The sequence below is a fragment of the Paenibacillus sp. LT-B23 genome (genome assembly GCF_059417685.1).
This window is the reverse complement of record NZ_JBSQBM010000001.1, coordinates 178,289-205,272: the sequence shown is the minus strand read 5'-3', so window position 1 is coordinate 205,272 and position 26,984 is coordinate 178,289. Positions and strand designations below refer to the sequence as shown.

Below are 26,984 nucleotides of genomic sequence, written 5' to 3'. Positions count from 1 at the left end.
AGAGCTAAGGATTTCAGTATCATAGATGAGATTAATAAGATAACATCGAGGTGATAAAAGTTGTTGTGTTCACTAAGAAAACACTATAGATATAACAATTAATTAATATCATAAAATATAAATTCGAAAAATGTCAATGATTTTTAAATTCCTTTAATATAAATTATTTGGAAAATAAACAATTCTGCAACATAACAAATATTTGCACATCACTAACCGCCATAAAGCGACAAAAAATGCTGGGACCTATAACGGTCAGTACCAGCTTCTCCATGGAATCATTCGATTGTTGCTAAGGTTTGTTGTACAATAGACTCCATATGGGGATTTTTGCGCAGAGGACTGCCGGAATCCTGAATTGAATGCCGAAGGATGGATTGTACATGTATGTAGCACAAGAATGGAAAGATTACGAAGTAGTGGATACAGGCGGCGGCGAAAAGCTGGAGCGTTGGGGCGATATTGTCCTGCGGCGGCCTGATCCGCAAATTATATGGCCGTTGTCCCAGGAAACAGCCGAGTGGCGCGATGTTCATGGACATTACCACCGCAGTTCCTCCGGGGGCGGTAGCTGGGATATGAAGAAGCCTACTCCCGAGCGTTGGACGATCAGCTACGGGCCGCTTAAATTCCACATTAAACCGACCAGCTTCAAGCATACCGGTCTTTTTCCGGAGCAAGCAGCGAACTGGAGCTGGATGATGGATAAAATCAAAGGCGCTGGCAGGCCGATTTCGGTACTGAATCTGTTCGCCTACACTGGGGGAGCCACTACTGCCGCAGCGTATGCTGGAGCAAGTGTTGTCCACGTCGATGCGGCCAAAGGCATGGTGCAATGGGCGAAGGAAAACGTGCAATTGTCCGGTTTAGCTGACCGTCCGGTACGCTTCATCACAGACGACGTATTCAAGTTCGTACAGCGGGAGCAACGCCGGGGAAACCGGTATGATGCGATCATTATGGACCCTCCTTCTTACGGGCGCGGACCCAACGGAGAAACATGGAAGCTGGAAGAAAGCCTGTATCCGTTTCTGGAATCCTGCATGAGCATCATTTCCGATCAACCGTTGTTCATGCTGATTAACTCCTATACCACAGGGATTTCGCCTACCGTACTGCGCAACATGCTGAGCATGACGATGCAGCAGAAGTATGGCGGTCAAATCAGCGCTGGTGAAATCGGATTGCCGATTACCCGCTCGGGGCTGAATCTGCCTTGTGGTATTCTCGGACGCTGGGAGGCTTAATTCCTCCTATGACTCCAGATGAACTTACCCGGCACGGGCATGCCCAGCTGAATATCCCTGTTCTATATGAGGACAACCATGTTCTGGCCGTTGTAAAGCCTGTCAACGTTCCGACACAAGAAGACGCCAGCGGTGATCCTGATCTGCTGTCTTTACTCAAGGAAGACCTCAAAATCAGACACGATAAGCCTGGTAATGTCTTTTTAGGACTGGTTCACAGACTGGATCGGCCTGTAGGCGGTGCCATGATCTTTGCCAAGACGTCCAAAGCCGCTTCTCGGCTGTCAGAGTCGGTTCGAGGCCGTAGTTTCCGCAAGATGTATGCAGCGGTTCTAAACGGTGTTCCCGCGGCCCCACAAGGCCGTCTGACCCATCATCTGCTAAAGGACAGTCGCACTAACACGGTCCAGGCAGTTCGTCCCGGTACGGCCGGGGCCAAAGAGGCCATTTTAGAGTACCAAGTGCTTGGACAAGCAGATGGTCTCAGTCTTGTACAAATTGAGCTACACACCGGACGCTCGCATCAGATTCGTGTACAGATGCAGGCTATCGGCTGTCCTCTATACGGGGATCAAAAATACGGTGGCAACCTGAGCCGTCCGGGTCAACAGTTGGCGCTCTGGTCTCTGCTTGCTGGAGCACCTCATCCTGTTAGCAAGGAGAACATGAGCTTCCACTCGTTCCCTCCAGCCCAATTCCCATGGAGTGAGTGGCCCAAATCGCTTTATGAAAGTATGCTCAAAGCTGGGCATTGAGCAGGCATATACCAAAAGAACCGGCAATGCATGTAATCAAACAAACATGCATTGCCGGTTCTTTTTTGTTAAAAATCTGATACTCCTCCCACCCTTATGACGAGGAGACCACAGACTGCCCTTTCTTGCTGTTCACCAACTGCTGACGGGGCAGAGCGTTTTGAGCATTCGTATTCTTGATGAAAAATGCCAAAATCAGGGCCGTCACACTCAACAGCGTCGCAATGATAAAGGCTGAGTTGATACCATAAATCGTAGCCTGGTTGCCTGCTGCCAGCATCTCTGCTTTATTTGTAACAGATAATCCCTCAGATGCAACAATATTCGTCAGACGGTTGCTGCTTTGAGTCGACATCACCGTCACCAGAATTGCTGTTCCGATTGAACCGGAAATCATACGCAGTGTATTACTCATCGCAGTACCATGCGCATTCAATCGTTGCGGAAGCTGGTTTAATCCGGCCGTTTGGATCGGCATCATCAGCAATGACATCCCGAACATCCGAACCGTATAATTAGCCAGCAGCGTCATGTAGGTCGTTGTCTCGGTCAAGCGTGTGAACTCCCAAGTCGTCACAGCCATGATCAATAAACCGATCACAGACAACCATCGTGCTCCGATCCGGTCAAAAATAGCCCCGGTTACAGGAGACATCACCCCCATCAGAATCGCCCCCGGCAACATCAGCATACCGGACTCAATCGGTGAAAAGCCGCGGATATTTTGCAAATAAATCGGCAGTAATATCATACCGGCGTACAAAGCCATCGTCACAATGACATTAATGATTGTCGTCAAGCTATACACGTCGTATTTGAAGATACGGAACTCCAGCATAGGTTCATCAACCTTCAGTTGGCGAACAATAAACAGAATGAGCGCAATCGTCCCCACAATAAGCGTAGACAGGACCGGAATACTTCCCCAGCCCGATGTTCCTGCATCACTAAAGCCGTATAACAGTCCGCCGAAACCGAGCGTAGACAAAATGATGCCGGGAATGTCCAGCTTAGGCTTGGACTGCTCCGTTACATTTTTCAGAAAAATAAATCCGATCACAATCGAAATCACTGAAATCGGCAGAATGATCCAGAACAGCACTCGCCAGTCATAATGCTGGACTATATAACCGGATAAGGTTGGTCCAATGGCTGGAGCAAAACCCATTGCAATCCCCAGCGTTCCCATCGCCCGGCCACGACGCTCTATTGGGTAGATGTTCAAGATAACGACCATCATTAAAGGCATCATAATACCCGCACCCGCGGCCTGAATGAGACGTCCGATCAGCAATATGCTAAAGCTCGGCGCAATAGCGCACAACAGCGTGCCGATTGAAAAGATAATCATCGCACTAATAAACAATTTACGAGTGGAAAAACGCGCAATCAAAAATGCGGTCACCGGGATCAATACCCCGTTCACGAGCATAAAGCCCGTACTAAGCCACTGAGCCACATTGGCATCTACATTCAGATCACTCATCATTTTCGGTAAAGCCACACTTATCAACGTCTGGTTTAAAATCGCAACAAACGCGCCAATCAACAGAGCGGCCACAATGGGTGCTCTGCGTACATTACCTGGTAGTGTCATTTGAGGACTGCTCAAGTTGATTCATTCCCTTCGGTGTCAATTTCATTATCATTTGTTTATGGATATCCAGAACCATGTCCAGATGCTCCTTCGGGATGTCCAGAATGGGCAAGACGCGCTCCATCCACATGACGTCTACTTTTTGCATGATGTCTTTTCCTTCCGGGGTAAGCGTCAGCACTAAGGATCTGCGATCATGCTCATGCCGTCCGCGAGCGATATATCCTGCCTTGGTCAAGCGGTCAACCACCCCGCTCATGGAGCTACACCCCATATGGGCTATGTCTGCCAGCTCGGATAACCCGATATTGGGTCGTTTATTCAGAATCGCCAAAGCCATGTGCTGAACGGCTGTCAGTTCCAAATGCTGCTCCTCATTCCAGAAGGCATAAAATATCGTTTTGTTAACCTCCCTTACCGACTGAATAATCCGGTACACCTCAAGTCTGTCTTCCTCTCTGTCACTCACTGGAACCATCCTTCTTCCCATTACCCAATTCACATTCCATATACATATTCAAGCAACTATTCGCATACGAAATGTTATTTATGTATAACTAATTTTATCATGTTATATGTAAATGTCAACATTCACCCCTGTAACAGATATAGGTATTGAAAAGAGCAACTGAAACTTGCAGGATACAACAAGTCATTTAAAAACGTAACAATAGCTACAGTATGTGTTTTTTCAGCACAAAAAACGCGGACATGTGTGGCCCTTTTGGCCAGCATTATCCGCGCATTTTTATTTAGAATATTAAAGAGACGGTTTGTTCATGTAAGCCGTTTTTCATTCAACTGATGTTCCGCTTATTCAGCTCGCTCTATTTGTTCCTTTACTCCCTTTGCCTCGCTTGCCGATGCAGACGGTTTCGTCTTTGTGGTGATTTTACCCAACAGATAAACCAGCAAATTTTGATTATGCTGCGAAATCCGGTTTAGTGCAGAGCCCAGAAAATCATCTCTTATCTGCAATCCCCGTTCAGCTTCTTCTCTCCCTTGATCCGAAATAACAATCCATACGATTCTACGGTCCTTTACATCTCTAAAGCGGGTGACCAGGCGATTCCGCTCCATCCGGTCCAGCAGCATTGTAACCGCGGCAGGTGTGGTTGCGAGATACGGGATCAATTGAGACGGTTTCATACGGCCGTATTCGTTCAAAACCTCCAGTACTGTAAGCTGAGCCTCAGTCAATGATGGAGCCAACTGCTGCTCCATATGAACCTTGTAATCCTTAGCCATTCTGGACCAGATTTTCGCAAATTCGGTCGTTTGCATTTTGCCTCACTCCTTTGAATAACAGGGTCAGTAAAAGCATCAAAGTTACCGTATGGGCCACCGTCCGGATTGTATTTCATCACATTAAATTTTCGCCATTCAGCCCCGGTTTCCTGCCGTTTTTGGAGCATCAATTGAAAAGGGGAAGGAAGTCTCACTTCGGTTTTGGAGGGTGGTCAAGGTTCGACAGCATGACGGCAAAAAGGTCCTCATTCGTGCCAGAATGGCACGAGAGGACCTCTCTTTTTCGAGCTAAAAAGCGATTGACTTTCCTGTTATTCTATAGACTGGGAAGCCTGCGGCTCATTACGCGGCAGCACATTCACAATTTCGTCCTTCTTCTCCACAGGAGCCAGCAATTTGCCTGTATCCTTGCGGTCGGTCAAAGGAGCTTTTTCTGAAAGGAAAGACATCGTCTGCCCTTCTGCAGTGATCGCAAACAATTGAATAGCTTCACGGCAATAGAAGGCAGCTACGATCCGAGTTCCATTCGAACGTACTCGTTTACCTTCCTTGAACTCAAAGGTGGTGATTCCTTTACCGCCTCGTCCCTGAGCAGGATAATCCAGCAGAAGCGTGCGCTTGCCATAACCGGACTCGGTCAGCACCAGCACTTCTCCTTCATCCTCTTCCACCCACAGCGCTGAGACAATTTCATCGCCTTCCGCCAGTTGTATACCTTTGACACCAGCCGAGACGCGACCCATCGCATTAACCTCTTGCTCCTTGAATCGTATGCTCATCCCTGCACGGGTAATCAGCATAATATCCCGGGTGCCGTCGCTTAGCGTTACCGACAACACTTCATCGTCCCCTGCTACCTTGCAGGCTGCTACAGCACTGGAACGTTTCGTTGCATATTCCGTCAGCTCTGTCCGCTTCACTTGGCCCTTCTTCGTTACAAACACCAGACTTTTGCCGATTTCCTCAATGTTTTTGATCGGAATGACACTCACGATACGATCATCCTTGGTTAACGAAATCACGTTAACAATCGGAGTTCCCGGCTCTTTCCACTTGTACTCCGGCACCTGGTGCACAGGCAATAAGAAATATTGTCCGCGCTGAGTGAAGACGAGCAACACATCCAGTGTGTTGACATCAAGCAACTGGGTGACATAATCCCCTTCCTTAACGCCAGAAGCTGAGCGCTCCCCACCGGAACGGGTGAAGGACAGCATACCTGTACGCTTCACATAGCCGTCTTTGGAAAGAGTCAGCAATACATCCTCCGCCCCAACCATGACCTCCAGATTTACCTTAATCTCTTCAACCTCACCCTGTATGTCCGAACGGCGGTCAATGCCGTACTTCTCACGGATTTCCAGCAGTTCCTTGCGGATCAAACTGATCAGCTTACGATCACTTTCCAAAATAGAACGGTACTGCGTAATTTTTTTCTGAATTTCACTTAATTCCTTTTCCAGCGTGGTGATTTCCAGATTCGTGAGGCGGTAAAGCTGTAAGGTCAAAATAGAATCGGCCTGACGTTCGCTAAAGCCAAACATCCATTGCAAATTATTTTGCGCGTCCTGGCGATTTTTGGAAGCTTTAATGGCCGCAATGACCTCATCCAGAATGTTCAGCGCCTTGACCAAACCTTCCAGCACATGGGCGCGATCCTCCGCCTTTTCCAGCTCAAACTGGATACGGTGTGTGACAACTTCGCGTTGATGGGCGATATACGCTTCCAAAATGGACTTCAATCCAAGCTGATGCGGCGCTTTGTTCACAATGGCTACCATGTTGAAGTTGTATGCCACCTGAAGGTCGGTTTTTTTTAGCAAATAGGCCAAAATCCCTTCCGCATCGGCTTCCTTCTTCAGTTCCACCACAATTCGCAAACCATTCCGTCCACTCTCGTCACGAACCTCGGCAATCCCTTCCACCTTTTTCTCCAGACGGATATTCTCCATGGCGGTTACGAGCCTTGATTTAACAATCTGGTATGGAATCTCCGTAATGACCAGTTGCTGCTTACCTCCGCGCAAAGATTGAATTTCCGTTTTGGAACGGATATAAATACGCCCTTTACCTGTGCGATAAGCGTCTTTAATGCCTTCGCCACCCATAATTAGTCCGCCCGTCGGGAAATCAGGACCTTTAATAAAGGTCATAATCTCTTCCAGCTCAATATCCGGCTTTTCCATCACAGCAATGCTGGCGTCAATGACCTCGCGTAAGCTGTGCGTCGGAATTTCAGTCGCAAATCCGGCCGAAATCCCACTAGAGCCGTTTACTAGCAGATTCGGATAGCGGGAAGGTAGCACAACCGGCTCCTTTGCCGAGTTATCAAAGTTATCCTTGAACATAACCGTGCGTTTTTCGATATCACGCAGCATTTCCATCGCGATAGGAGACAGACGGGCCTCCGTGTACCGCATAGCGGCTGCCGGGTCATCGTCCTGGGAACCCCAGTTGCCGTGACCGTCCACAAGTACGTGACTCATTTTCCAAGGCTGCGCCATCCGCACCATTCCGTCGTAAATTGACGAGTCACCGTGGGGGTGATAATTACCCATAACGTCCCCGACCGTTTTGGCAGATTTACGATACGCTTTATCCGGTGTGTTGCCGGAATCATACATGGAGTACAAAATCCGGCGCTGTACTGGCTTTAATCCATCCCGCACATCGGGTATCGCCCGATCCTGAATAATATATTTGGAATATCGGCCAAAGCGGTCACCGACCACTTCCTCCAGAAAAGCTGGCAAAAATTGCTCCGATAAGCTCATGTATACACCTCATTTGTTAGCACTACTCTACATATTCCGTAAAATCTACGTTTTCCACAATCCAGCGCTTGCGGGGATCAACCTTGTCGCCCATCAATGTCGATACACGGCGTTCAGCCTTGGCTGCATCCTCAATCTGGACGCGCAGCAAGGTACGTGACTCGGGATTCATCGTCGTTTCCCATAGCTGATCCGGGTTCATCTCCCCGAGTCCTTTATAGCGTTGAAGCTCAAAATTCCGTCCAAATTCCTTTAAGTAATTGTCAAGCTGCTCGTCAGTCCAGGCATAACGTACCGTTTCGAGCTTACCCGACTTCCGGGTTATTTTATACAATGGCGGTTGAGCGATAAATATGCGTCCCGCATCAATCAGCTCTTTCATATACCGATAAAAGAACGTCAGCAGCAGCACTTGAATGTGCGCGCCGTCCGTATCCGCATCAGTCATAATGATGATTTTGGAATAATTGCTGTCTTCCAGCGTAAACTCTGTTCCTACTCCCGCCCCGATTGCTGCTGTAATGGCGCGGTACTCATCATTTTTCATAACATCCGCCAGCTTGGATTTCTCCGGGTTCATCGGCTTACCCTTCAATGGCAAAATAGCCTGAATTTTGGAATCACGTCCCTGTTTGGCCGATCCGCCAGCCGAATCACCTTCCACGATAAACAGCTCATTTCGTGTAAAATCCTTGGACTGTGCAGGCGACAGCTTGCCGTTCAGATTAGAGCTTTCACTGCGTTTCTTGCCGGTACGCATTTCGTCCCGAGCTTTACGCGCAGCTTCACGCGCTCTGGATGCCTGAACTGCCTTTTTGATTAATGTTTGCGCGACCTGCGGATTTTCCTCCAGAAAACGCTGCATCTGCTCGGATACAATCGCATCCACGGTACTGCGTGCGGAAGCGCTGCCCAGTTGATCCTTTGTCTGACCGACGAATTCAACCTCAGCCATCTTGACACTGATTACAGCCATCATTCCCTCTCGCAAATCATTGCCTTCCAGATTTTTATCCTTTTCCTTCAGCATTACTGTGCGTCGCGCATAATCGTTCATGACACGGGTGTAAGCGGTTTTGAAGCCCGTTTCATGTGTACCCCCGCCCCGTGTCGGAATGGAGTTAACAAACGAAGCAATCGTTTCGGTATAACCTGCATTGTACTGAATGGCAATTTCCACCTCAACGTCTTCCTTCTCTGCATTGAAGTGAATGATGTCATGCAGCACGTCCTTGCCTTCATTCAGAAAAGCGACAAACTGACTCGCTCCGCCCTCGTAAAAATACTCATCCGACTTCCCGCTGCGTTCATCTTTAAGCTGGATACGAAGACCCGAGTTCAGAAAAGCAATTTCTTGAAGCCGTTCGGCCAGCGTATCGTAGTTGAAATGAATGCCTGCCTGGAATACGCGAATATCCGGTTTAAAAGTAATTTTGGTGCCCGTCTTGTTGGTATTGCCCAGCACTTCAAGGCCTGTGGTCGGTTCCCCGACATGCTCCACGCCCTTCTTGTCCTGCCAATATTCAAACCGCTGACGGTGAATCTTGCCGTCCCGGTAAATTTCCACTTCAAGCCATTCCGAAAGAGCGTTCGTTACGGACGCGCCCACACCGTGCAGACCCCCGGACTTTTTATAACCCGAACCGCCGAACTTACCTCCGGCGTGCAAAATGGTAAATACTACCTGCGGTGTTGGAATTCCTGTTTTGTGCATTCCCGTAGGAATACCACGCCCGTTATCAGTTACTGTAACGGAACCGTCCTTATGCATTGTAATGTCAATGCGGGAGCAAAACTTGGCAAGATGTTCATCAACCGCGTTGTCCACAATTTCCCATACCAAATGATGTAGTCCCGAAGAACTGGTGCTCCCAATATACATGCCCGGCCGTTTGCGAACTGCCACAAGCCCTTCGAGCACTTGAATGTCGTCCACGCCATATTCCAAAGCTCCGTTCTGAGTGCCGGACGCTCCCGCAGACAAGTCGATTTTGTCGACCATTCATGCTCCCCCTTTGTCTAATCGTAACCGTGTTTTGCCTTATTCTTGATGATTTTCACCAAAAATGCAAACAGATGTTTTCTTTTACCTTGTCCATTTTAATTCAATATATCCCGTTTCGTAAAGACGGCGAATGAAACAATCAGCGCCGCAGCCCCCCAAATGCCCAGTACAGCCAAAGAAAACGGCAAGGTCATCCCCTCAATCGGGGCGGGGCTTCCTGATAAATAATCGGTCAATTCGAGGTTGACCATAAATAAATATTTTGCACTCTGCCAGGATGAGGCCATGTTCGTTAAAATTGTGCCTGAAATAAGCGCAGCCATCATTACCACAATGCTTGCCGCCGTACTGCGTACCAGCACCGATACCATAAAGGCAAGCGAGGCTATCACGAGACTGACGAACCAGATCAATCCGGCTTGTAACATCAGATAGTACCATTGCGGGATCGCATGTACCGCAGACATATCCACCGTCGATCCAACAATTTGGAAGCCCGTAAATACCGGAACATTAAAGCCGCGAAAGCCAAAAAACAAGCTAGATATAAGATAACTGATCACAAACACAGCCAAAATGATGAGCGAAACGAACATATACAGTGTTAGCAGCTTGCTCAGCAGCACCTTCCACCGCCTGACAGGACGGGTCAGCAGCATTTTTATGGTACCCGTCGTCCGTTCTCCTGAAACTAGATCGGAGGCAATCGCCATAATTAGCAATGGAACGAACAAATTAATAGAATTGTCCATAAACTCTCTGGTAAAGGTTACACCACTTGGCTCATTCGGGTTCACGTCATTTTCCAGATAATATTGCATTTGTTGAACAAATACTCGCCTGTAGGTCTTCCATTCCTCCGGAACCCGGTCGCTGCCCAGCGAATTTTGGTTATCCGTAATGGCCTGACGCAGCTCCAGCCGCCAGTCATTGCCGAATTTTTCGCGGTTATTTTCCGCCACCTTCATCTGAGCGTACGTAAAAATCGGCACAAGCACAAGCAAAACAAGTAAAATGACATAAAATCGTTTCTTCTTGATGATTTTGAGTGTTTCATTTTGTACGAGCGGTAAAATGTTATTCAAGAATCTCACCTTCCGTCATTTTCAGGAATAGCTGCTCCAGTGTAGGGTTGATTTTGGTTACCCCTTTAACGGAAATGCCGGAAGCCGTCATTTGTACGACCAGCTCCGCAATATGTTCTTCGTCCATTTCAGTAAAAATGGCATCCGCTCCGCTGCCTGCAACAATGCTGTCATCAATCAGTTCATCGGCGTTTGTAATGATTTGTACATGCGGAGAGCCATCCAACAGGGCAAGACCCTGATCATGAGGCTCCAGTTGCCATACGGCCATACGCGAATGCGTTTCAACCAATTCCCGCACACCGCCAACAGCAAGCACCCGTCCCCGGCTAATAATCGCTACACGATCACACAACAACTGGATTTCACTAAGCAAATGACTGGAAACAAATACTGCCATGCCCTCTGCCGCCAACAGACGGATAAAAGCTCTCATCTCCTTGATCCCCTTGGGGTCCAGCCCGTTTGTCGGTTCGTCCAGAATAAGCAGCTTGGGTTTGCCAAGCAAGGCCTGGGCAATACCGAGACGCTGACGCATCCCGAGAGAATACGTACTTACTTTATCATGAATACGGCGATCCAGCCGCACCAGCTCCACCACTTCACGAATACGCTGTTCATCCACACCAGGCTGCATCCGGGCAAAATGCTCCAGATTCTCCCACCCTGTCAGGTAACCGTACACCTCCGGATTTTCCACAATAGAACCGATATGCCGCAATGCCTGCTCTGGATCACGGTTTACATTATGACCACATACGGTAATGGTGCCCTCGGTGGGCTTGATCAGATCAACCAGCATACGGATGGTCGTTGTTTTTCCAGCTCCATTGGGACCAAGAAAGCCAAAAATTTCGCCCGCACGCACATCGAATGTCACATCGTGAATGATCATTTTTCGTCCGATACGTTTTTTGACGTGCTGAACAGAGAGAACGGTTTCGTTGTCGCTTCTGCTTCCGTCTGCACTGCCGAACTGATTGTCGGAATGATAGCTGGATGCTCCATCTGTGGTTGTCGAAGCCCTTGCTACATCGGTCTCGGTCTTGTCAGCAGATTGGATACCCATCACTTGTTCCCTCCCTTCTTCATATCAGCGGGTTGGCTGCTCGTGGACTTTTGTCCATCCTCCGTATTGTCGCCTTCCTTGGCCGCTACTACCGCAAACCCTTGAGCGATACGCTCAGCAATTGCCTGATAGCCCTGTCCGTTAGGATGAAAATGATCAGAGGATAAATAAACCGGCAAATTTTGCTGAAATAAATCGAAGGTTGGAATCAGCGTCATATTACTGTTTTGATTGGTAATCGCCATAGCAGCCAGATTCCATTCCGTCACGACGAGATTTCCCGGAATTTTCATTTCCGGCAGGTCACTGAATGGATTATATAGTCCAACGTATATAATTTTAGCCTTCGGATTGATTTTTCCGACTTTTGTCAGCACTTTTTGCAAACGCTTGGCTGCATCAGGCAGAGCCTTGCGCATGCCATTAAGCGTAGGTGGCTCTTTGCCAGTTTGGGCAGCTTGTGCCCCCTGAAACAAATCATTTCCGCCAATGGACACAATAATAACATTAGCCTTTTTCAACACATAAGCCACGCCGGGCTCATCCAGTTTGGTCAAAAGTCCTTGAGTCGTCAGCCCGTTAATGCCAAGGTTATTAATGAGCTGAGCCTTATGACCTTCCTGATCATTTAACAAGGTTACCGACCGTCGTACAAAACCACTGCCCGAGTCATCGCCGGTTCCTTTTGCCAGCGAATCTCCTATGGCAGCTACCCTAAACTCCCCCACCTGAGTTGCAGCGGATGGCGCATTTTGTATTTGTGATGAACCCGAATTTGCAGGTATGGTGCTAGCGAGCGGCTCTGGAGCCGTAATGCTTCGTACTGCAGCAATAAATCCGTACAATAATAGCAGTGTGGCGGCGATGGACACGGAACCGACAGACCGCCAGATCCATTTTGATGAATTCACTCGTGTTCCCTCCTGATCACTTGGTGAAATAAACATAAAGCTTCTCATATCATTTTGCAAATAAACAGTTCTGAGTATTATGAAGCATACATATCAAAAGAAAGCAAAAAGTTATACTTTTAAAATCGAAATAAATGTAATTTTCTACAAAAAAACGTACCGTTTTAGTTCTTTTTTTACATAAGTATGTAAAAAAGGATGGCATAGAGCCATCCTTTTTATTACACCTTTTTGGTTCGAACAGCTCATCCTTTACCTCTACACAGACGAAAAAACTACTTGCTGTCAGGTATAAAGCTTTTGATCCATTGTCCAAAGCTGCCCGGATTTCTACTTTGGATCAATACCGTCCCCTCACCGCGAAAACGGCATACAAGTGCTTCTCCGCTCGTTACACTGGACAACCAGCCTTTGGACGCTTTTTCAATTTTGTAATCCATATAGTCCGGCCATGCCACCAGATGAGCATTATCAATAATACGTTCCTCTCCAGGGGCTATATAAATAGGATGAATAGCTCCATAAGAGGACAAAAACACTGTTCCGCGACCGCTGATTTCAACGATAAAAAAACCTTCGCCCGAGAACAATCCTTTCATCAGATTTTGCATTTTGGTGCTGACCTCAATACCCTCCGTGCATGCCAAGAAGCCATCCTTTTGCACCAAAAGTCTATAACTACCGTCCAATTCCACCGCTTGCACATCACCTATACTTGCCGGAGCAAGCATCACTTCAGCCGGCCCCCGAGCTGCTCTTAGCTCCTGAAAAAAAAATTTCTCCCCGCTCAGCATCCGGCCTAAACCGCGCAATAACCCACCATCGACAGTCCCCTTTATATCCACGCTGGACGACATGGAAACCATGGCTCCCATCTCCGCTTTAATCGTTTCCCCAGGATTCAATTGCACCTTGAGCATAGCAAAAGCACCTTCATGCACAATTTCATAGCTCATTCGTTCACCTGACTTTCTTATAAGTTTATTAGTTATCAATATAGCTTGGTGCTATCATACTATACTTGCCGCACTTATGCCTGTCCTTGCATATAAGCAAGAATAATAGTTAAGGCGCAGCATTAGCAGGGCAACAACGTAAAAAAAGCCCGCTGAACGTGTCAGCAGGCCCTTAAATCTAGCGTTAGGCTGTCAGTATAATACCTTAACATAATGACGTTTAAAACGCTTTTTTATGATCGACTTTTAGTTACGTGTAAATTCCTGAACCCAATATCCATTATAGTAAGCTACACCGATTTGTGTATATTCTGCCTTCAAAATATTTTCACGGTGTCCCTGACTGTTCATCCAGGCCTTCATCACTTCTTGTGGTGTTTGTTGTCCCATTGCAATATTTTCACCCGCATACGTATAACTTACGCCGAATTTCTTCATCATATCAAATGGTGAGCCATAGGTTGGAGATGTATGAGAAAAGTAATTATTAGTACTCATATCCTTCGCTTTAGCCAAAGCTACTTCCGTAAGCTTCGCGTCGGAAGTCAGTGGCTTCAGACCATTTTTGCTGCGCTCGTTGTTTACCAGCTTTACAACCTCTGCTGCAAATTGAGACTTGCTGGGCTGTGCATCCGATCCTGCGGACTGACCTGCACCTGCATTGGTGTTTTGAGCTTGATTCTGCTGCTGGTTAGCAGACTGTGAAGCATTTTGGTTTCCCTGTTTGGTTACTTGCTTGCCCGAAGAAGGATTCCCTGTTTGAGTTTTAGCCTTGTCCTGTCCGAAACAATCCGTAGTTACGTTCTTCGTTACTGTCGTCGTCCCATTGGACAATTGAACAGAGTTTCCGCTATTTTGTAGCCACTGTTGTAGCTGCGCTGACAAATCGTCAGCCGGTGCTGCTGATGCCGGAACGATGAATCCTGCGGATAAAACGGCGCTTAAACTTCCCATCACCAGTGTTTTTTTCAACATATTCTTCATTTCGTCATCTCCTTGTTGTATTAATTTCTTGGTGTGCACATGTTCGCTCTGAACATGCGTGGTTACAACTTTGTAATCTTTACTCTAGCAGTATATCATGTTTCCTAGCAGGATCAATGGTGTAAAAGTTGGTAAAAAAATAGCCCCGCTCGGCAATGGCCTAAACAGGACTGATCTATGGTAATGAGGCTCTGAATATAATCCCGGCTTATACAGGAATATTATTTAAGCTTTTTGCTAAAACGGTAGCCTTGCTTTTCAAAGCCGATTCGGTTGTAGAATGCATGTGCCTCTATTTGTTTGATGCGGTTATTCGCTCCGGTAATGAACAAATGGAGACTTCCTTGCTCACGTCCCCACTCCTCACCACATGCCACCAGGCGCTTGCCGATGCCCTCGCCGCGATACTCCTTGCTCACGACCAGCATGGTGATTTGTACGGCAGGATCAGGATAAGCCAAGCTTTGAGCCGTATGCATGCCGATTACGCCGACAACACGACCATCCATTTCTGCAACCATCATATTGGCTTGACAGTCCTCCTGCGTAGTTCCCATAACTTCTTTCATCACACCACAAGTCATCGGATATCCGACTTCTCTTAGCAGTCCTGTTACGGCTTCGCAATCGCCAAGCTCTACGGAACGAATTGTCAGTACTGGAATCATCACATTGTTAGACATGATTTACCTCCACTTTCAGCATATTGGCAGCTTCTTTGGCCGTCTTCCGTGCTGTTTCCACATCTCCCGCAGCGCTAAGCGCTACAGCCATCCGGCGTCCCGGCTTGGTTTCAGGCTTCCCGAACACTCGCACCTGTGTCCGGGGTAGCAATAATGCATCATGCAGACCACCGATTACAAAATCCCGTGTAGCCCCTTCTGCCTTCAAGGTAGCCGAAGCCCCAGGGGTTAGCAGTGTGACCGACGGTATCGGAAATCCGAGAATGGCCCGCACATGAAGCGCAAATTCCGACAAATCCTGCGTAATCATCGTCACCATTCCCGTATCATGCGGACGGGGGGATACTTCACTGAATACGACGCCATCAGCCGTTAAAAACAGCTCCACGCCAAACAATCCGTAACCACCCAGTTCATCCGTAATTGTACGGGCAATGTCCTGCGCGTCCGAAAGCTGCTTGTCCGTCATGCCATGAGGTTGCCAAGATTCGACATAATCCCCATCCTTCTGAATATGACCAATCGGTGGGCAAAAAGTCGTACCCGATACTGATCTGACGGTCAATAACGTAATTTCACTCTCAAACGGAACAAAAGCTTCAACAATGACACGTGTTGTTTTGGCACGTGCGCCTTCCAGCGCCGTATTCCAACAGGATTCAGCGTCTACGGGTGTCCGGCACACAGACTGCCCTTTCCCCGACGAACTCATCAAGGGCTTGACCACGCATGGCGTGCCCAGCTCATGAACCGCTGACCGCAATTGCTCAAAATCATCTGCAAAGCGGTAGGCGGCAGTCGGAAGTTGCAACTTCTCGGCAGCAAGTCTGCGAATACCCTCCCGGTCCATCGTAAGACGGGCGGCCCGGGCCGTTGGAACTACGTGAAATCCCTCTTGCTCCAATTCTTCCAAAGCACCCGTAGCAATAGCTTCGATTTCAGGTACAATTATGTCGGGCTTTTCCTTGCGAATCAGTGCCTTCAACGCCTCAGCATCCTGCATATCCAAACAATGAGAACGATGGGCAACCTGCATTGCTGGGGCCAGTTCATAACGGTCTACAGCAATGCATTCCACGCCAAGCCGCTGAGCTTCAATAATGACTTCTTTTCCCAATTCGCCGCTACCCAGCAGCAGCATCTTTATAGCCCCGGCAGAAAAAGGAGCACCCCACATCTTGAACTCTTCCCCCTCTGACGAAAATTGCTCTGATCTCTTTTCATCTTTATTTTCAGGGTTTAGCTCCAAGATTGCAATAGCGCTCCGCATTTAAATTTACAAAAACCGCGATTTTTTGCTCTTTTTTTTACAAAAATCTGAACTGTGCTTCCACCAGCCCCCGATAAATTCCATGTTTTTTCATCAATTGTTCATGATTCCCACTTTCTTGGATCTGCCCATGATCCAGCACGACGATATGATCGGCATTCCGAATCGTGGACAAACGGTGAGCAACCATGAAGGAGGTTCTGCCATCCAGCAGCACCTGAAGAGCCTCCTGAATTTTGAGCTCTGTTTCTGTATCTATACTCGCTGTGGCTTCATCCAAAATAAGAATTCGCGGATTAGCGAGCAATGCGCGGGCAAAGGATAACAGTTGGCGCTGGCCCATGGACAGCATACCGCCCCGCTCCTCGACCTCCGTTTCATAACCACCCGGCAAATGAACGATGAATTCATGAGCATTAACTGCTTTCGCAGCCGCTTCAATTTCCTCATCCGTTGCATCCAGGCGACCGAATCGAATATTATCGCGAATCGTGCCTGAAAAAATAAACGTATCCTGAAGTACAATGCTAATTTGACTACGCAAGCTCTCCACCGTTACATCACGCACATCATGGCCGTCAATCGTAAGTCGCCCTGATGTAATGTCATAAAACCGGCTGAGCAGATTAATGATGGTGCTTTTACCAGATCCGGTATGCCCGACAAGCGCAATGGATTGACCCGCCTCGACAGAAAGATTAATGCCTTTAAGCGCCTGACGTCCCTTTTCATATTCAAAAACAACTTCTTCAAAATGAATATCGCCGCGAATGGACGGCAGGTCTTTGGCTCCCGGCTTATTCGCAATATTCGGCTGTTCATCCATAAACTCAAAAATTCTTTCCGACGAAGCCATCGCAACCAGCAACTGGTTGTACATTTGCCCCAGTCGATTAATCGGGTCCCAAAAGTTCCCCACATAGTTGGCAAACGCAACCAGCAGACCTACCGTAAGTTGATCCGTCTGAATCAAATGCGCCCCGAACCAGAACAGCACAAGCGTGCCCAATCCTCCGGTAATATCAATGAGCGGTCCAAAAACCTGATTCATGGCGGAAGCTTTATCCCAAGACCGCCTGCTGGAGCTGTTCATGTTATCGAAATAAGCCATGTTTTCCTGTTCCTGCGTGTACGCCTGTGTCACACGGATACCCTGAATGGACTCATTCAGATGGGAGTTGATACGGGAATTCTTCATACGTACTTCCTGCCAGGCACGACGGATGCGCACACGCAGCTTGGTAGAGATCAAAAACATGATTGGAACAGTCACAATCACTGCCAGACCAAGCTTCCAGTTAATCAGTAGCAAAATGACAATGATTCCAGTGAGCTGTACGCAGTCAATCAGGACATTCACCGCACCATTCGTAAATAGATCCTGAAGTGAGTTGATGTCATTCGTAACGCGTACCAAGACAGAGCCAGCCGGTCTTTTATCAAAGAAGTTGAAGGAAAGCTTCTGAATATGCTTAAACAGATCCTCACGCAGATCATAAATGACACGTTGACCGATAATATTGGTGAATTTAATGCGATATGTGCTGGCTGCCCATTGAATCAAATATAGCAACAGCACAGCCCCGGTTATAAACATCAGTAATTTTACACTGGGCAGTGCAGGCCATGTGGGAGCAATCGCCTTGTCAATGGCCAGACTGATCAGATAGGGAACGGTCAGCTTGGTAATGGTACCGAGAATCATCATAACCAGCAGAATCGGCAGAATCTGCCGGGCATAAGGCTTCATGTAAGCAAGCAACCGTTTGAACTCCGACCAGTTAAACGGTTTGTCGATGATATCATCATCCTGGTACACAAATCGCTCATTCATTGGTTTTTGAAGCGGTTTGGCTTTTTCAGCGGGTATATTCATGGTCTCACCTGCCTTTCGGATACACCGTCAGGAGTTTGGGCTATGTAGTCGGCGTATTGAATATGATACACATCCTGATATGGACCTGGAGTTGCAATGAGCTGTTCATGCGTTCCTCGCTGAACTATGCGTCCTTCCTCCAGCACTACGATTTCATTAGCATGACGAAGTGAAGAAATACGGTGAGCAATAATAAAGGTCGTCCGTCCCCGCATAACCTCTTGAAAACCGGTCTGGATTTCATGCTCCGTCTCCATGTCGACCGCGCTGGTCGCATCGTCAAGCACCAGAATTTTCGGATTTTTGAGTAAGGCCCGTGCGATGGCAATCCGTTGTTTTTGCCCACCGGACAGCCCCAGTCCCCGTTCACCGACGACAGTGTCATAACCCAATGGCAGCTCGGTAATAAATTCATGTGCCTGAGCCAGCTTGGATACGCGTATAATGTCATCCATGCTGACATGGCTTAGTCCATAGGCGATGTTGTTACGAATGGATGATGAGAACAGGAACGTCTCCTGAAACACTGAAGAAATTTGAGCACGTAAATCACGGATTTTCAAATGGCGTATATCCGTTCCATCCAGCTTGATGCTGCCTGCGTTCACATTGTAAGCTCGCATAAGCAGTTGAATAATAGTGGATTTACCTGATCCCGTTCCGCCCAAAATACCGATAACTGATCCCGGGGGCGCATCCAGGTTGATGTCTACCACAGCGGGTAGCTTATTCCCGTAAGCAAAAGTGACATGTTCAAATGTAACATGACCCTCTACCTCATCAGCATCAAGTGTCAGCGCATCAGCTTCATCGGTAACATCCACCGGTTGATTCAAAAGCTCCAAGACCCGTTCACCCGAAGCTTTGGACTGCGTATAGTTATTGATATGAAAGCCAATGTTCCAGATGGGGCCGATAATGTACCAAATTAAGCTAAAAAAAGCGACAAGCTGACCCAGGGTCAGCGATTTTTCAATAACCAGATAGCCCCCCATGCCCAGCAGGAGAACCACACTGACAGAAGCAATCAGCTCCATGGCAGGGAAGAAACGGCTCCACAGGGAAGCTGCTTGAATTTGATTACTTTTGTACTGCTCATTTCGCACTGAAAATTTTTCAACCTCATATGATTCGCGGGCAAAAGATTTGACGGTGCGCACACCTGTTATATTTTCCTGCACCGCTGTCGTCAAGGCGCTTAGTGCAAGCCGCATTTCCTGAAAGGTGGGGTGAATTCGGGATTCGAACTTAAACGTGACGAAGAGCAGCAGAGGCATGCTGATCATTGTAAAGAGGGTGAGCTGCCAGTTGATGTACAGCATCATCATAGATCCGAATACGACCATCAGTACGACATTGAGGAGTTGGGCAAAACCAAACCCGATAAAATTGCGAATCGCCTCCAGATCACCCGTCAAACGGGACATGAGATCGCCCGTTTTGGCAGTGTCATAATATCTGAAGGACAAAAATTGCAGCTTTTCATAACAAGCATTGCGGAGTCGGTAGGCCAGATAGTTACCCAGCCGTCCACCAAAAAATCCGTGTAAAAATTGCATAAACCCTTTGACGATCACTACTCCCAGCACAGTTAGAGCCAGTGCCGGGACTTTCCCGAAGTCACCGGGGATGATAGCGTTATCAATTAGCCTTTGGAGCAGGTTTGGATACACCAGTCCCAGGGCCGTCGCTATCGCAAGGCATAGAATAGAAAGAAACAGATAATGTCTCCTCTCACGAAAAAAGCCCTGCAATTGCCTGAGCACTTCCATGTCAATGTCCCTCCATTAGTTGCACGACGTTGTTATATGGCTTAGTGAAGTTTACCATTCGCATTCCAAGGCGGCAAAGAGGATAAGAGGCCGTTTTCAGGCAGGTTCGCAATTGGCGGGTGATTAGGCAAATTAAATCGCTTTCTTATCATTGAATATGGCTGATTGCTCAACATTGCTTTCTTTTTGGAGCATGCGTAAAACACCGGGTTGTCCCGCAACCCGGTGTCCTGATGAAAGCTATGCTTGTGTGCATATTTATATACTTTATCTCAGAGATTCTTCCTTCTCCAAGGCGGCGATCCGGCTAGCAAGCTCTTCCCAAACCTGTGGCTGTTCACCACCCGTTAGTGCATGCTCCATACCACCAATCGTCTCCAGCATCTGCTCCCGAAGCAGAGCCATCTGCCACGTTTGTTCCTCCTGCACCAGCGTAATGTAAAAAGAGGATAGTTGTTCTCGCTGTTGCTCTACAGCTTCCCCGATTCGCTCGCGCAGCACCGGCTCCAGCTTGGTTTGCAGACCCGCGCGACCAGCTCCTTCAAAAAATAACTTTGGATTTTTAAAGCTGTTCCAATAATCCTTCCAATGGATGGACTCCTGCAAGGAAATTTCGATCAGTTCGGGAACAGCCCACTCTCGGGGTTCAGGAACCGTGCAATCCAGTCCTTCCAGTTGATGGTTCATATCCTCTACGCACCGTTGTACAGCCTTGCGTACCAAGCCTTGTCCCGTTTTTTCCAGCCTGAGCGTGGTTGCCAGCAATTCCTGTGACAGCTCCAGTTCGATCAGGCGCATTAGTTCACGGCCACAGGATGCAAAGGCTGAGCGAAGATCGCCCACGCCTTCCCGCAGGACAGACGGATGAAACGCCTCCGCCATAAACTCTCCAGTCCGATAAGCAAGCCGTTGGCGTACGTGAAACAACAGTTCATCGGTTTCCCCAGACAACACGGCTGCACCGCTGCTGTCAGAAAGACTCAAGAGGGTTTGCTCCAGTTCTTCGCGGATATGGGTTAATCGCTCCAACCGCCCTTCGCGTTCCTCCAGGCTATACCTGGCATCGACGGCGTGTTGCTCTATCCGGCTCCGCAGCCGCGCCAGCTCCTGCATGGCGGACGCAATGGACAATCCGGCCAGTTCTTCGGCTGCGAATGCTGAAAAATCATTTTCAAACGCATCAAAAAGTGAGGACGCACGCAGCGAAGCCTCTCCCTGCTCGGCTGCTTCCAGCGCCAGCATACTTGACAGCGGATAAATACGCGGCTTACGAATCCCGTTTGCTTGCAGTTGCTCTTGCACATGTTTGGTCACGGATAGTAGCTCTGCTTCGGACGAAGCGAGATCCGCTGCATTGACGATAAAAAAGGTCTGATCCAACGCCAACGTCTCTTTCACCCGACCCAATTGATTCAAAAATTGACGATCTCCCTGGGTAAACGCATGATTATAGTAGGTGACAAATACAAGAGCGTCCGCATGCTTCATATAATTGAAGGTTACGCCTGTGTGGCGCGCATTTACTGAATCCGCTCCGGGCGTATCCACCAGCACGATCCCCTGACGGGTCAAAGGGCAGTCATAATAAAGGTCAATATGCTCTACAAAGCATGACTTATGCTCAGAGGCAACAAAGTCCCGATATTGCTCCAGATTTACTTGAAGCTGCTGGCCCAGCAAGCTTTCAGCTTCTGCCCATCCGGCTGCGGCGGCCTTCAAAAAGCTGTAATGGGGCCGTCCGGCAGGGTGAATACCTTCCGGCGACAACGCATGTACGGCATCCTGCCATCCTTCTACACCTGGTTCTCCCAGTCCTAGCAGACGGAACGAGTATCTAAGGTCTTCACGCAAAGCGTCCACGGATTTCATTTGGACGTCAGCGGTGGCATGACGCTCCTGGCTTGCGGGCACCATAATCCGGTTAATCGCCGCTGTCGTCGGATGCGGCGATACGGGCAACACCGCCTCGCCCAGCAAAGCGTTGGCGAAGCTGGACTTCCCGGCGCTGAACGCTCCGAACAGCGCCAGCGTGAACCGCCCGCCCTCCAGCGCAGCGGCGCGGGCGTGTAAATCCCGTACCACCGCCTGCATGGCAGGGTACGGACTCACTAATGCAGCGGCAGCCTCCAACCGGGACGCTGCTGCATCCAGCCGCGTGCGGCGGCCTCCGGCGGCGGGCTGTGCTATCGCCGTGCCCGCCAGCGGCTGCGCCGATGCGGCCCCTGCGCCAGCGGTGGTGGTACGCGCAGCGCTCACTGTCGCGGGCGAAGCCGCGACGGCGGTTTCCGCCACAGGCGCAGGCGTTGCCGCGCGAGGCAACGCGCCGGGCACAGCAGCTTGCGGCAGCAGACTGCGCAGCGCGGTGGCGTGCGCAGCCGATGCGCTTAGGCGGGCGCAATAACGGCCTGCCGCGTCCGCCTGCGCCAGCAGCTCGGTGCGTGCGGATGCGAGAGCCGCGCGGCGTGTCTCGGTCTGCGCAGTCAGTTGCGCCAGCAGGCGGTCTGCCAGCGCCAACGCCTTGTGACGGCAATCTGCCGTGACGGTGCTGCGCAAATCCTTGCAATAGTTCAGCGTATACTCTGGCGACAACGCTGCTTCTTTCACCGTCTGCTCAACCAGCTGTCGATCTGTCACAGGACGAATTTTCTCCAGTTCTTGCTCCAGCGCAGCAGACCACAAACCATGCCCGTCCCCCCAGGAACGCAGCAGCTCTCGAACGTGGGGGAGCAACTGACCCTCTACCTGATCAGCCAACATACCAGTCAGTCGTTCCAAACGTACTCCCTTCTCTCGCTCCGTCTTACCTCCAGCGAACCACAACCCGGTCTTGAAACCCGGCCTGCGGCTCTCCAGATATTCGCCCGCCGCCTCTCGCAGCTCTGCTGGTGTCAAATGTGCATGCTCCAGCAGCTGATCCAGCTCTTGCCGTAGCCGTTTATACTCCTGCTCCGGCAGCATCTGCCAGCGTTCATCCTCTTGCTGCAAGATTTCCAGCTCCGTATCCAGACGCGAAATTGCTTCCTCCCCGCCTGCCTCTTCCATCAACGTGTTCAGTTCCTCTTTCTCAGCAGCCTGTACAGCCTCCACATGTTGATCCGCCAAATGGCGCATGGAGGAAACCAAACTGTACAACAATAGCTCTGTTTTTCGCTCCAGCAGTGCTTTAATCAGCAATGGTAGCTCTTTCCACTGGTTCCAAGGATGACTTTGCACTTTCAAGGAGGTGAACAGTATATCCGTGTAATTAACCTGCCATGCATGAAAGCTGGCCTCCACCTCACTACAATAACGTGTAAATGAAAGCTCTCGCTCTCGATGCTTATCTATTTGGTTAATAATCAAATATAACGGCTTGCCCCAATCTGACAGGCTTTTGGCAAAGGACAAATTATTTTCCGATTGGACATGGTTATAATCCATCACATAAAAAACAATATCCGCCCAGTGTAAAGCTGAATGTGTCGCCAGCGCATGACCATGGTCCGTGGAGTCAACACCAGGCGTATCCATCAATACCCCTCCGCCAGCCAACATCGGGACATCCTCCCATACCTGAACCGATTCATAAGCTCCGCCATTTTTACAATATTCATCCAGCTCGAATAAAGAGGTTTCCAGTACCTCCGGCTCCGGGTTTTCTAATGTTTTGGCCGGATGAATGAGCGCTCTCGAACGTCCGTAACGGATGGACACCACATTAGCGCTCGTAGGAATCGGCCCGGACGGCAGTACTGTTTTGCCGCACAAACTGTTGATTAAACTCGACTTCCCAGCCGAAAAATGTCCACAAAATGCAATGGTTAGTTCCTCTGCTTCCGCCTTTTCCATCAATTCAGCTACAGCTTTTGCTCCTTCCTCATCCCCAGCTGTGCGCAAAAAATCCCGCAGCCGTTCTATCGTATTCCATTCTTCCCCGGTATCTCCTGTAATCGTTTGCATCATAAGCTACAGTTCCACTCCTTGTCTCTTAGCTGCCTCAAATAGCTTTATTGTAGCATCCCTAAGTCGCTGTGAGAATCATCACAATTAAAAAGTTGTAAAAAAAAGGCGTTACCCTCAAGTGCACGACTTTGGGGAAACCGCCTTTTCATCAATCATAAAAATAAGTTCGTTTCATTCTGTCCAAAACGGTCATTATAATAAAGCTTCAATATCCTCTTCCATATCCAGAGGATCAGTCGTCGCTTCAAAGCGTTTGACCACTTTCCCGTTCCGATCAATCAGGAATTTCGTGAAATTCCATTTGATCGAATCTCCCGCCAAGTATTCAGGATGACGCTCGTGAATTAAAGGTATAAGTATTTTGGCAACCGAATGCGTTTCATCAAAGCCCTCAAAGGGCAACGACGAAGCAAGATATGTAAATAACGGGTGAGCCTGCTTGTCACGTACATCCACCTTTTGGAACATCGGGAATGCGACCCCATAATTCAAGGTACAAAATGTATGCACGCTGTCATTGGAATCTGGCTCCTGATCGGCAAACTGATTGCACGGAAAGCCGAGAATTACCAAACCTCTATCCTTATAGTGATCATACAGACGCTGCAAATCCTGATATTGAAATGTAAACCCGCATTGGCTGGCCGTATTTACAATCAACACCACCTTATCTTTAAAATCTCTAAGGGCGATTTCCTTGCCGTTCATTGCCACGGCTGAATAATCATAAATGCTCATTAAGAATAACTCCTCTGAAGATGTAATTGAACATTTCATATTTAGATATGTGGAATCGTCCATGATAGACTTCAAGGACTGTGCACGCCATGCGCCCCCAGGCTGGTTAGACCAGCCGAGCCGCCTTCGGCGGACCATGCAAGCATGTCCGCTAATTGAACTTAATTGGTTGCCGTCTCAAGCACTGGCAGCAAAATTTCAAATACTTGACCATGCTGCAAAATCGTAATTCCGCGGGATTTGTCCTTCATTACGACTACTTCCGGCTTCTGAGACATACGCTCCAGATAATGCTCGGGTACATCACCAGAATGGCTAACCGTAATTCCTTCAAGCTCGCGTTCTTCATTTTCAGCAAACTCCGATGTTACGATTTGTTCAAAAATATCGGAGAAAGCCTCAAAATTGTCTGTATATACCGAAATGCATTTCATACTCTTCATCCTTTTCTACACTTAAATGGTTAAACCCTCGTAATCTCTGTCGGGTCTTTAAGCTCTACGTTCCTTATCTTTCCTGATCGGGGACGTTTTCATACGTTTCTTGCCTTCCCTGCATACATCGAGCAACGGACATACCTGACATTGAGGATTTTGGGCTTTACAGTGGTAGCGACCGAAAAAAATGATTCTGTGATGGGTCAAGGACCATTCGTCCCTTGGCACCCTTTTCATCAGTTTCTTTTCAACCTCAAGTACTGAATCGTCCCATCCCGCAAAGCCGAGTCGTTTGGAAACACGCTCTACATGCGTATCTACCGCAATGGCAGGTACATTAAAAGCGGTGGACACAACGACATTAGCCGTCTTGCGCCCAACACCGGGAAGCTTGACCAACTCATCATGCTCAGACGGTATTTCTCCCCCGTACTGGTCTATCAATATACGGCACAGGTTATGAATATGCTTAGCCTTGTTTCGGTACAAGCCGATTCTGCGGATATCCTGCTCCAACTCTTCAATGGGAACAGTCAAATAATCCTCGGGTGTCTTGTATTTTTGAAACAGGTCTGCCGTTACTTTATTCACCATCTGATCGGAGCATTGAGCGGACAATAACACAGCAATCGTTAATTCAAAAGCATTATCATGGTTCAGCTCACAATGGGCATCCGGAAACATTGTACCGATGGTGTCCAATATATGACGTGCGGTTGCTGCATTCACGGAATCCTACCTCCTACCAAAAAAAACGTCTTGATACGGGATAGCCCGCATCAAGACGGTCACTCTAAATAATCATCCGGAAAGAAACGAATACTATTTGTGCATGACTGCCTGCATAGGCGAGAAATACACTCCTATATTATCATTAACTGTCACAGATTGCACGTGAAAAGTGTGTAATTCCCAAGAATTTTTCATACAGTCTGATCTGTTAACGGTTCATCGGATGATCCAGATCTACATGTCCCATTAAGGATTCCAGGGATTGACCATCTACGAGCAAATCCAGCGTTTTGACTTCCTTGAACTGGAACATCGTTTTCTTCAAAGCGTCGATAGCCAATTCCTCGCCGCCAGCACCCAGACGGGCCTCGTCCGGCAGGGAAATATCAAACGTCAAAGCTCCATTGTCCAATTTGATCTTATGCACGGAAATTTTGTCGGACCATAACGGTATCAGAGCAGAATTCCCACTTTTTTGCAGAGCTTCAAACGTCTTTTGGAATTTTTCCAGCTCGCTTGGGTAGGTGATTTCCTTTTTCTGTTCCTTCAAGCCTGTCTCTTGTGTATCGGTGTAGTACACCGTAATCTGCTGAGATTGGCGGTCTCCTGTTTTTTCCGTATTCGTCTTGGTGTTTGTAGGCTCCGTTGACGAGGATGCAGGTGTTTGACTCGCTCCGTTACTCTCAACAGTCTGAGTAGATGAATCAGGGGCCGTTTGTTCTGGCGTGCTATTTTGCGCCGCAGACGTTTTTGTTTCCTGAGATGGAGCCGCAGGAGCGGCAGTCTGCTTGGAGGCGCATCCTGCACCTGCAATAGCAAACATTGCCAGCAGACCTGCGATTACGATTTTCTTGTTCATATGTCCCCCTCCTTGCTTGACGTTGGCAAGCGATTTGTTGAAGA

The 26,984-nt window shown here is 48.5% G+C and carries 21 protein-coding genes; 2 read left to right on the top strand and 19 right to left on the bottom strand.

Annotation, left to right across the window (positions count from 1 at the left end; translation table 11 throughout):
- The first annotated feature begins 383 nt into the window (after positions 1 to 383).
- Positions 384 to 1,247, top strand: a complete 864-nt coding sequence (locus tag ACWXW9_RS00995) for a class I SAM-dependent methyltransferase (protein WP_014281993.1) — start codon at positions 384 to 386, stop codon at positions 1,245 to 1,247.
- An 8-nt stretch (positions 1,248 to 1,255) separates the two neighbouring features.
- Positions 1,256 to 2,002: an RluA family pseudouridine synthase gene (locus ACWXW9_RS00990; protein ID WP_494927889.1), complete on the top strand. Its 747-nt coding sequence runs from the start codon at positions 1,256 to 1,258 to the stop codon at positions 2,000 to 2,002.
- A gap of 94 nt (positions 2,003 to 2,096) precedes the next feature.
- Here ACWXW9_RS00990 and ACWXW9_RS00985 read toward each other — a convergent pair whose 3' ends face one another.
- From ACWXW9_RS00985 to ACWXW9_RS00895, 19 genes are all read right to left on the bottom strand, one after another.
- The gene (locus ACWXW9_RS00985) at positions 2,097 to 3,599 is read right to left on the bottom strand and encodes a DHA2 family efflux MFS transporter permease subunit (protein WP_134914021.1); all 1,503 of its coding nucleotides are present in this window, start codon (positions 3,597 to 3,599) and stop codon (positions 2,097 to 2,099) included.
- Positions 3,583 to 4,068, bottom strand: coding sequence for a MarR family winged helix-turn-helix transcriptional regulator (locus ACWXW9_RS00980; protein WP_137063370.1), 486 nt, complete (start codon positions 4,066 to 4,068; stop codon positions 3,583 to 3,585). Before ACWXW9_RS00980 ends, ACWXW9_RS00985 begins: the two co-directional genes overlap by 17 nt.
- A 344-nt stretch (positions 4,069 to 4,412) precedes the next feature.
- Complete coding sequence (locus ACWXW9_RS00975; RefSeq protein ID WP_134914017.1) at positions 4,413 to 4,883, bottom strand: MarR family winged helix-turn-helix transcriptional regulator; 471 nt, start codon at positions 4,881 to 4,883, stop codon at positions 4,413 to 4,415.
- A gap of 275 nt (positions 4,884 to 5,158) precedes the next feature.
- Positions 5,159 to 7,621, bottom strand: a complete 2,463-nt coding sequence (gene gyrA, locus ACWXW9_RS00970) for a DNA gyrase subunit A (RefSeq protein ID WP_494927888.1) — start codon at positions 7,619 to 7,621, stop codon at positions 5,159 to 5,161.
- Between the two features lie 22 nt (positions 7,622 to 7,643).
- Positions 7,644 to 9,623: a DNA topoisomerase IV subunit B gene (parE, locus tag ACWXW9_RS00965; RefSeq protein WP_494927887.1), complete on the bottom strand. Its 1,980-nt coding sequence runs from the start codon at positions 9,621 to 9,623 to the stop codon at positions 7,644 to 7,646.
- Between the two features lie 98 nt (positions 9,624 to 9,721).
- Positions 9,722 to 10,711, bottom strand: a complete 990-nt coding sequence (locus tag ACWXW9_RS00960) for an ABC transporter permease (RefSeq protein WP_494927886.1) — start codon at positions 10,709 to 10,711, stop codon at positions 9,722 to 9,724.
- Positions 10,704 to 11,780, bottom strand: coding sequence for an ABC transporter ATP-binding protein (locus ACWXW9_RS00955; protein ID WP_494927885.1), 1,077 nt, complete (start codon positions 11,778 to 11,780; stop codon positions 10,704 to 10,706). Before ACWXW9_RS00955 ends, ACWXW9_RS00960 begins: the two co-directional genes overlap by 8 nt.
- Positions 11,780 to 12,727, bottom strand: a complete 948-nt coding sequence (locus ACWXW9_RS00950; RefSeq protein ID WP_494927884.1) for a GDSL-type esterase/lipase family protein — start codon at positions 12,725 to 12,727, stop codon at positions 11,780 to 11,782. Before ACWXW9_RS00950 ends, ACWXW9_RS00955 begins: the two co-directional genes overlap by 1 nt.
- A 239-nt stretch (positions 12,728 to 12,966) precedes the next feature.
- A complete protein-coding gene (locus ACWXW9_RS00945) occupies positions 12,967 to 13,647 on the bottom strand; it encodes a TIGR00266 family protein (protein WP_494927883.1) in 681 nt (226 codons plus the stop codon).
- Positions 13,648 to 13,893: 246 nt separating this feature from the next.
- Positions 13,894 to 14,631: a CAP domain-containing protein gene (locus ACWXW9_RS00940; protein WP_494927882.1), complete on the bottom strand. Its 738-nt coding sequence runs from the start codon at positions 14,629 to 14,631 to the stop codon at positions 13,894 to 13,896.
- Positions 14,632 to 14,852: 221 nt separating this feature from the next.
- Positions 14,853 to 15,314 (bottom strand): GNAT family N-acetyltransferase, encoded by a 462-nt coding sequence (locus ACWXW9_RS00935; protein WP_137063378.1) that lies wholly within the window; start codon positions 15,312 to 15,314, stop codon positions 14,853 to 14,855.
- Complete coding sequence (gene purT, locus ACWXW9_RS00930; RefSeq protein WP_494927881.1) at positions 15,307 to 16,491, bottom strand: formate-dependent phosphoribosylglycinamide formyltransferase; 1,185 nt, start codon at positions 16,489 to 16,491, stop codon at positions 15,307 to 15,309. The genes ACWXW9_RS00935 and purT overlap by 8 nt, the downstream gene beginning before the upstream one ends.
- A gap of 130 nt (positions 16,492 to 16,621) precedes the next feature.
- Positions 16,622 to 18,460: an ABC transporter ATP-binding protein gene (locus ACWXW9_RS00925; protein WP_494927880.1), complete on the bottom strand. Its 1,839-nt coding sequence runs from the start codon at positions 18,458 to 18,460 to the stop codon at positions 16,622 to 16,624.
- Positions 18,457 to 20,232: an ABC transporter ATP-binding protein gene (locus tag ACWXW9_RS00920; RefSeq protein WP_494927879.1), complete on the bottom strand. Its 1,776-nt coding sequence runs from the start codon at positions 20,230 to 20,232 to the stop codon at positions 18,457 to 18,459. The genes ACWXW9_RS00925 and ACWXW9_RS00920 overlap by 4 nt, the downstream gene beginning before the upstream one ends.
- A 267-nt stretch (positions 20,233 to 20,499) precedes the next feature.
- Positions 20,500 to 24,174, bottom strand: coding sequence for a dynamin family protein (locus ACWXW9_RS00915; RefSeq protein ID WP_494927878.1), 3,675 nt, complete (start codon positions 24,172 to 24,174; stop codon positions 20,500 to 20,502).
- Positions 24,175 to 24,366: 192 nt separating this feature from the next.
- Entirely contained in the window at positions 24,367 to 24,912 is a 546-nt protein-coding gene (locus tag ACWXW9_RS00910; RefSeq protein ID WP_431088367.1) for a glutathione peroxidase, read from the bottom strand.
- A 161-nt stretch (positions 24,913 to 25,073) separates the two neighbouring features.
- Positions 25,074 to 25,346 (bottom strand): hypothetical protein, encoded by a 273-nt coding sequence (locus ACWXW9_RS00905; protein WP_014282011.1) that lies wholly within the window; start codon positions 25,344 to 25,346, stop codon positions 25,074 to 25,076.
- A gap of 57 nt (positions 25,347 to 25,403) precedes the next feature.
- The gene (nth, locus tag ACWXW9_RS00900) at positions 25,404 to 26,078 is read right to left on the bottom strand and encodes an endonuclease III (RefSeq protein WP_494927877.1); all 675 of its coding nucleotides are present in this window, start codon (positions 26,076 to 26,078) and stop codon (positions 25,404 to 25,406) included.
- A 211-nt stretch (positions 26,079 to 26,289) separates the two neighbouring features.
- Complete coding sequence (locus tag ACWXW9_RS00895; RefSeq protein ID WP_494927876.1) at positions 26,290 to 26,940, bottom strand: GerMN domain-containing protein; 651 nt, start codon at positions 26,938 to 26,940, stop codon at positions 26,290 to 26,292.
- Positions 26,941 to 26,984: the final 44 nt, after the last annotated feature.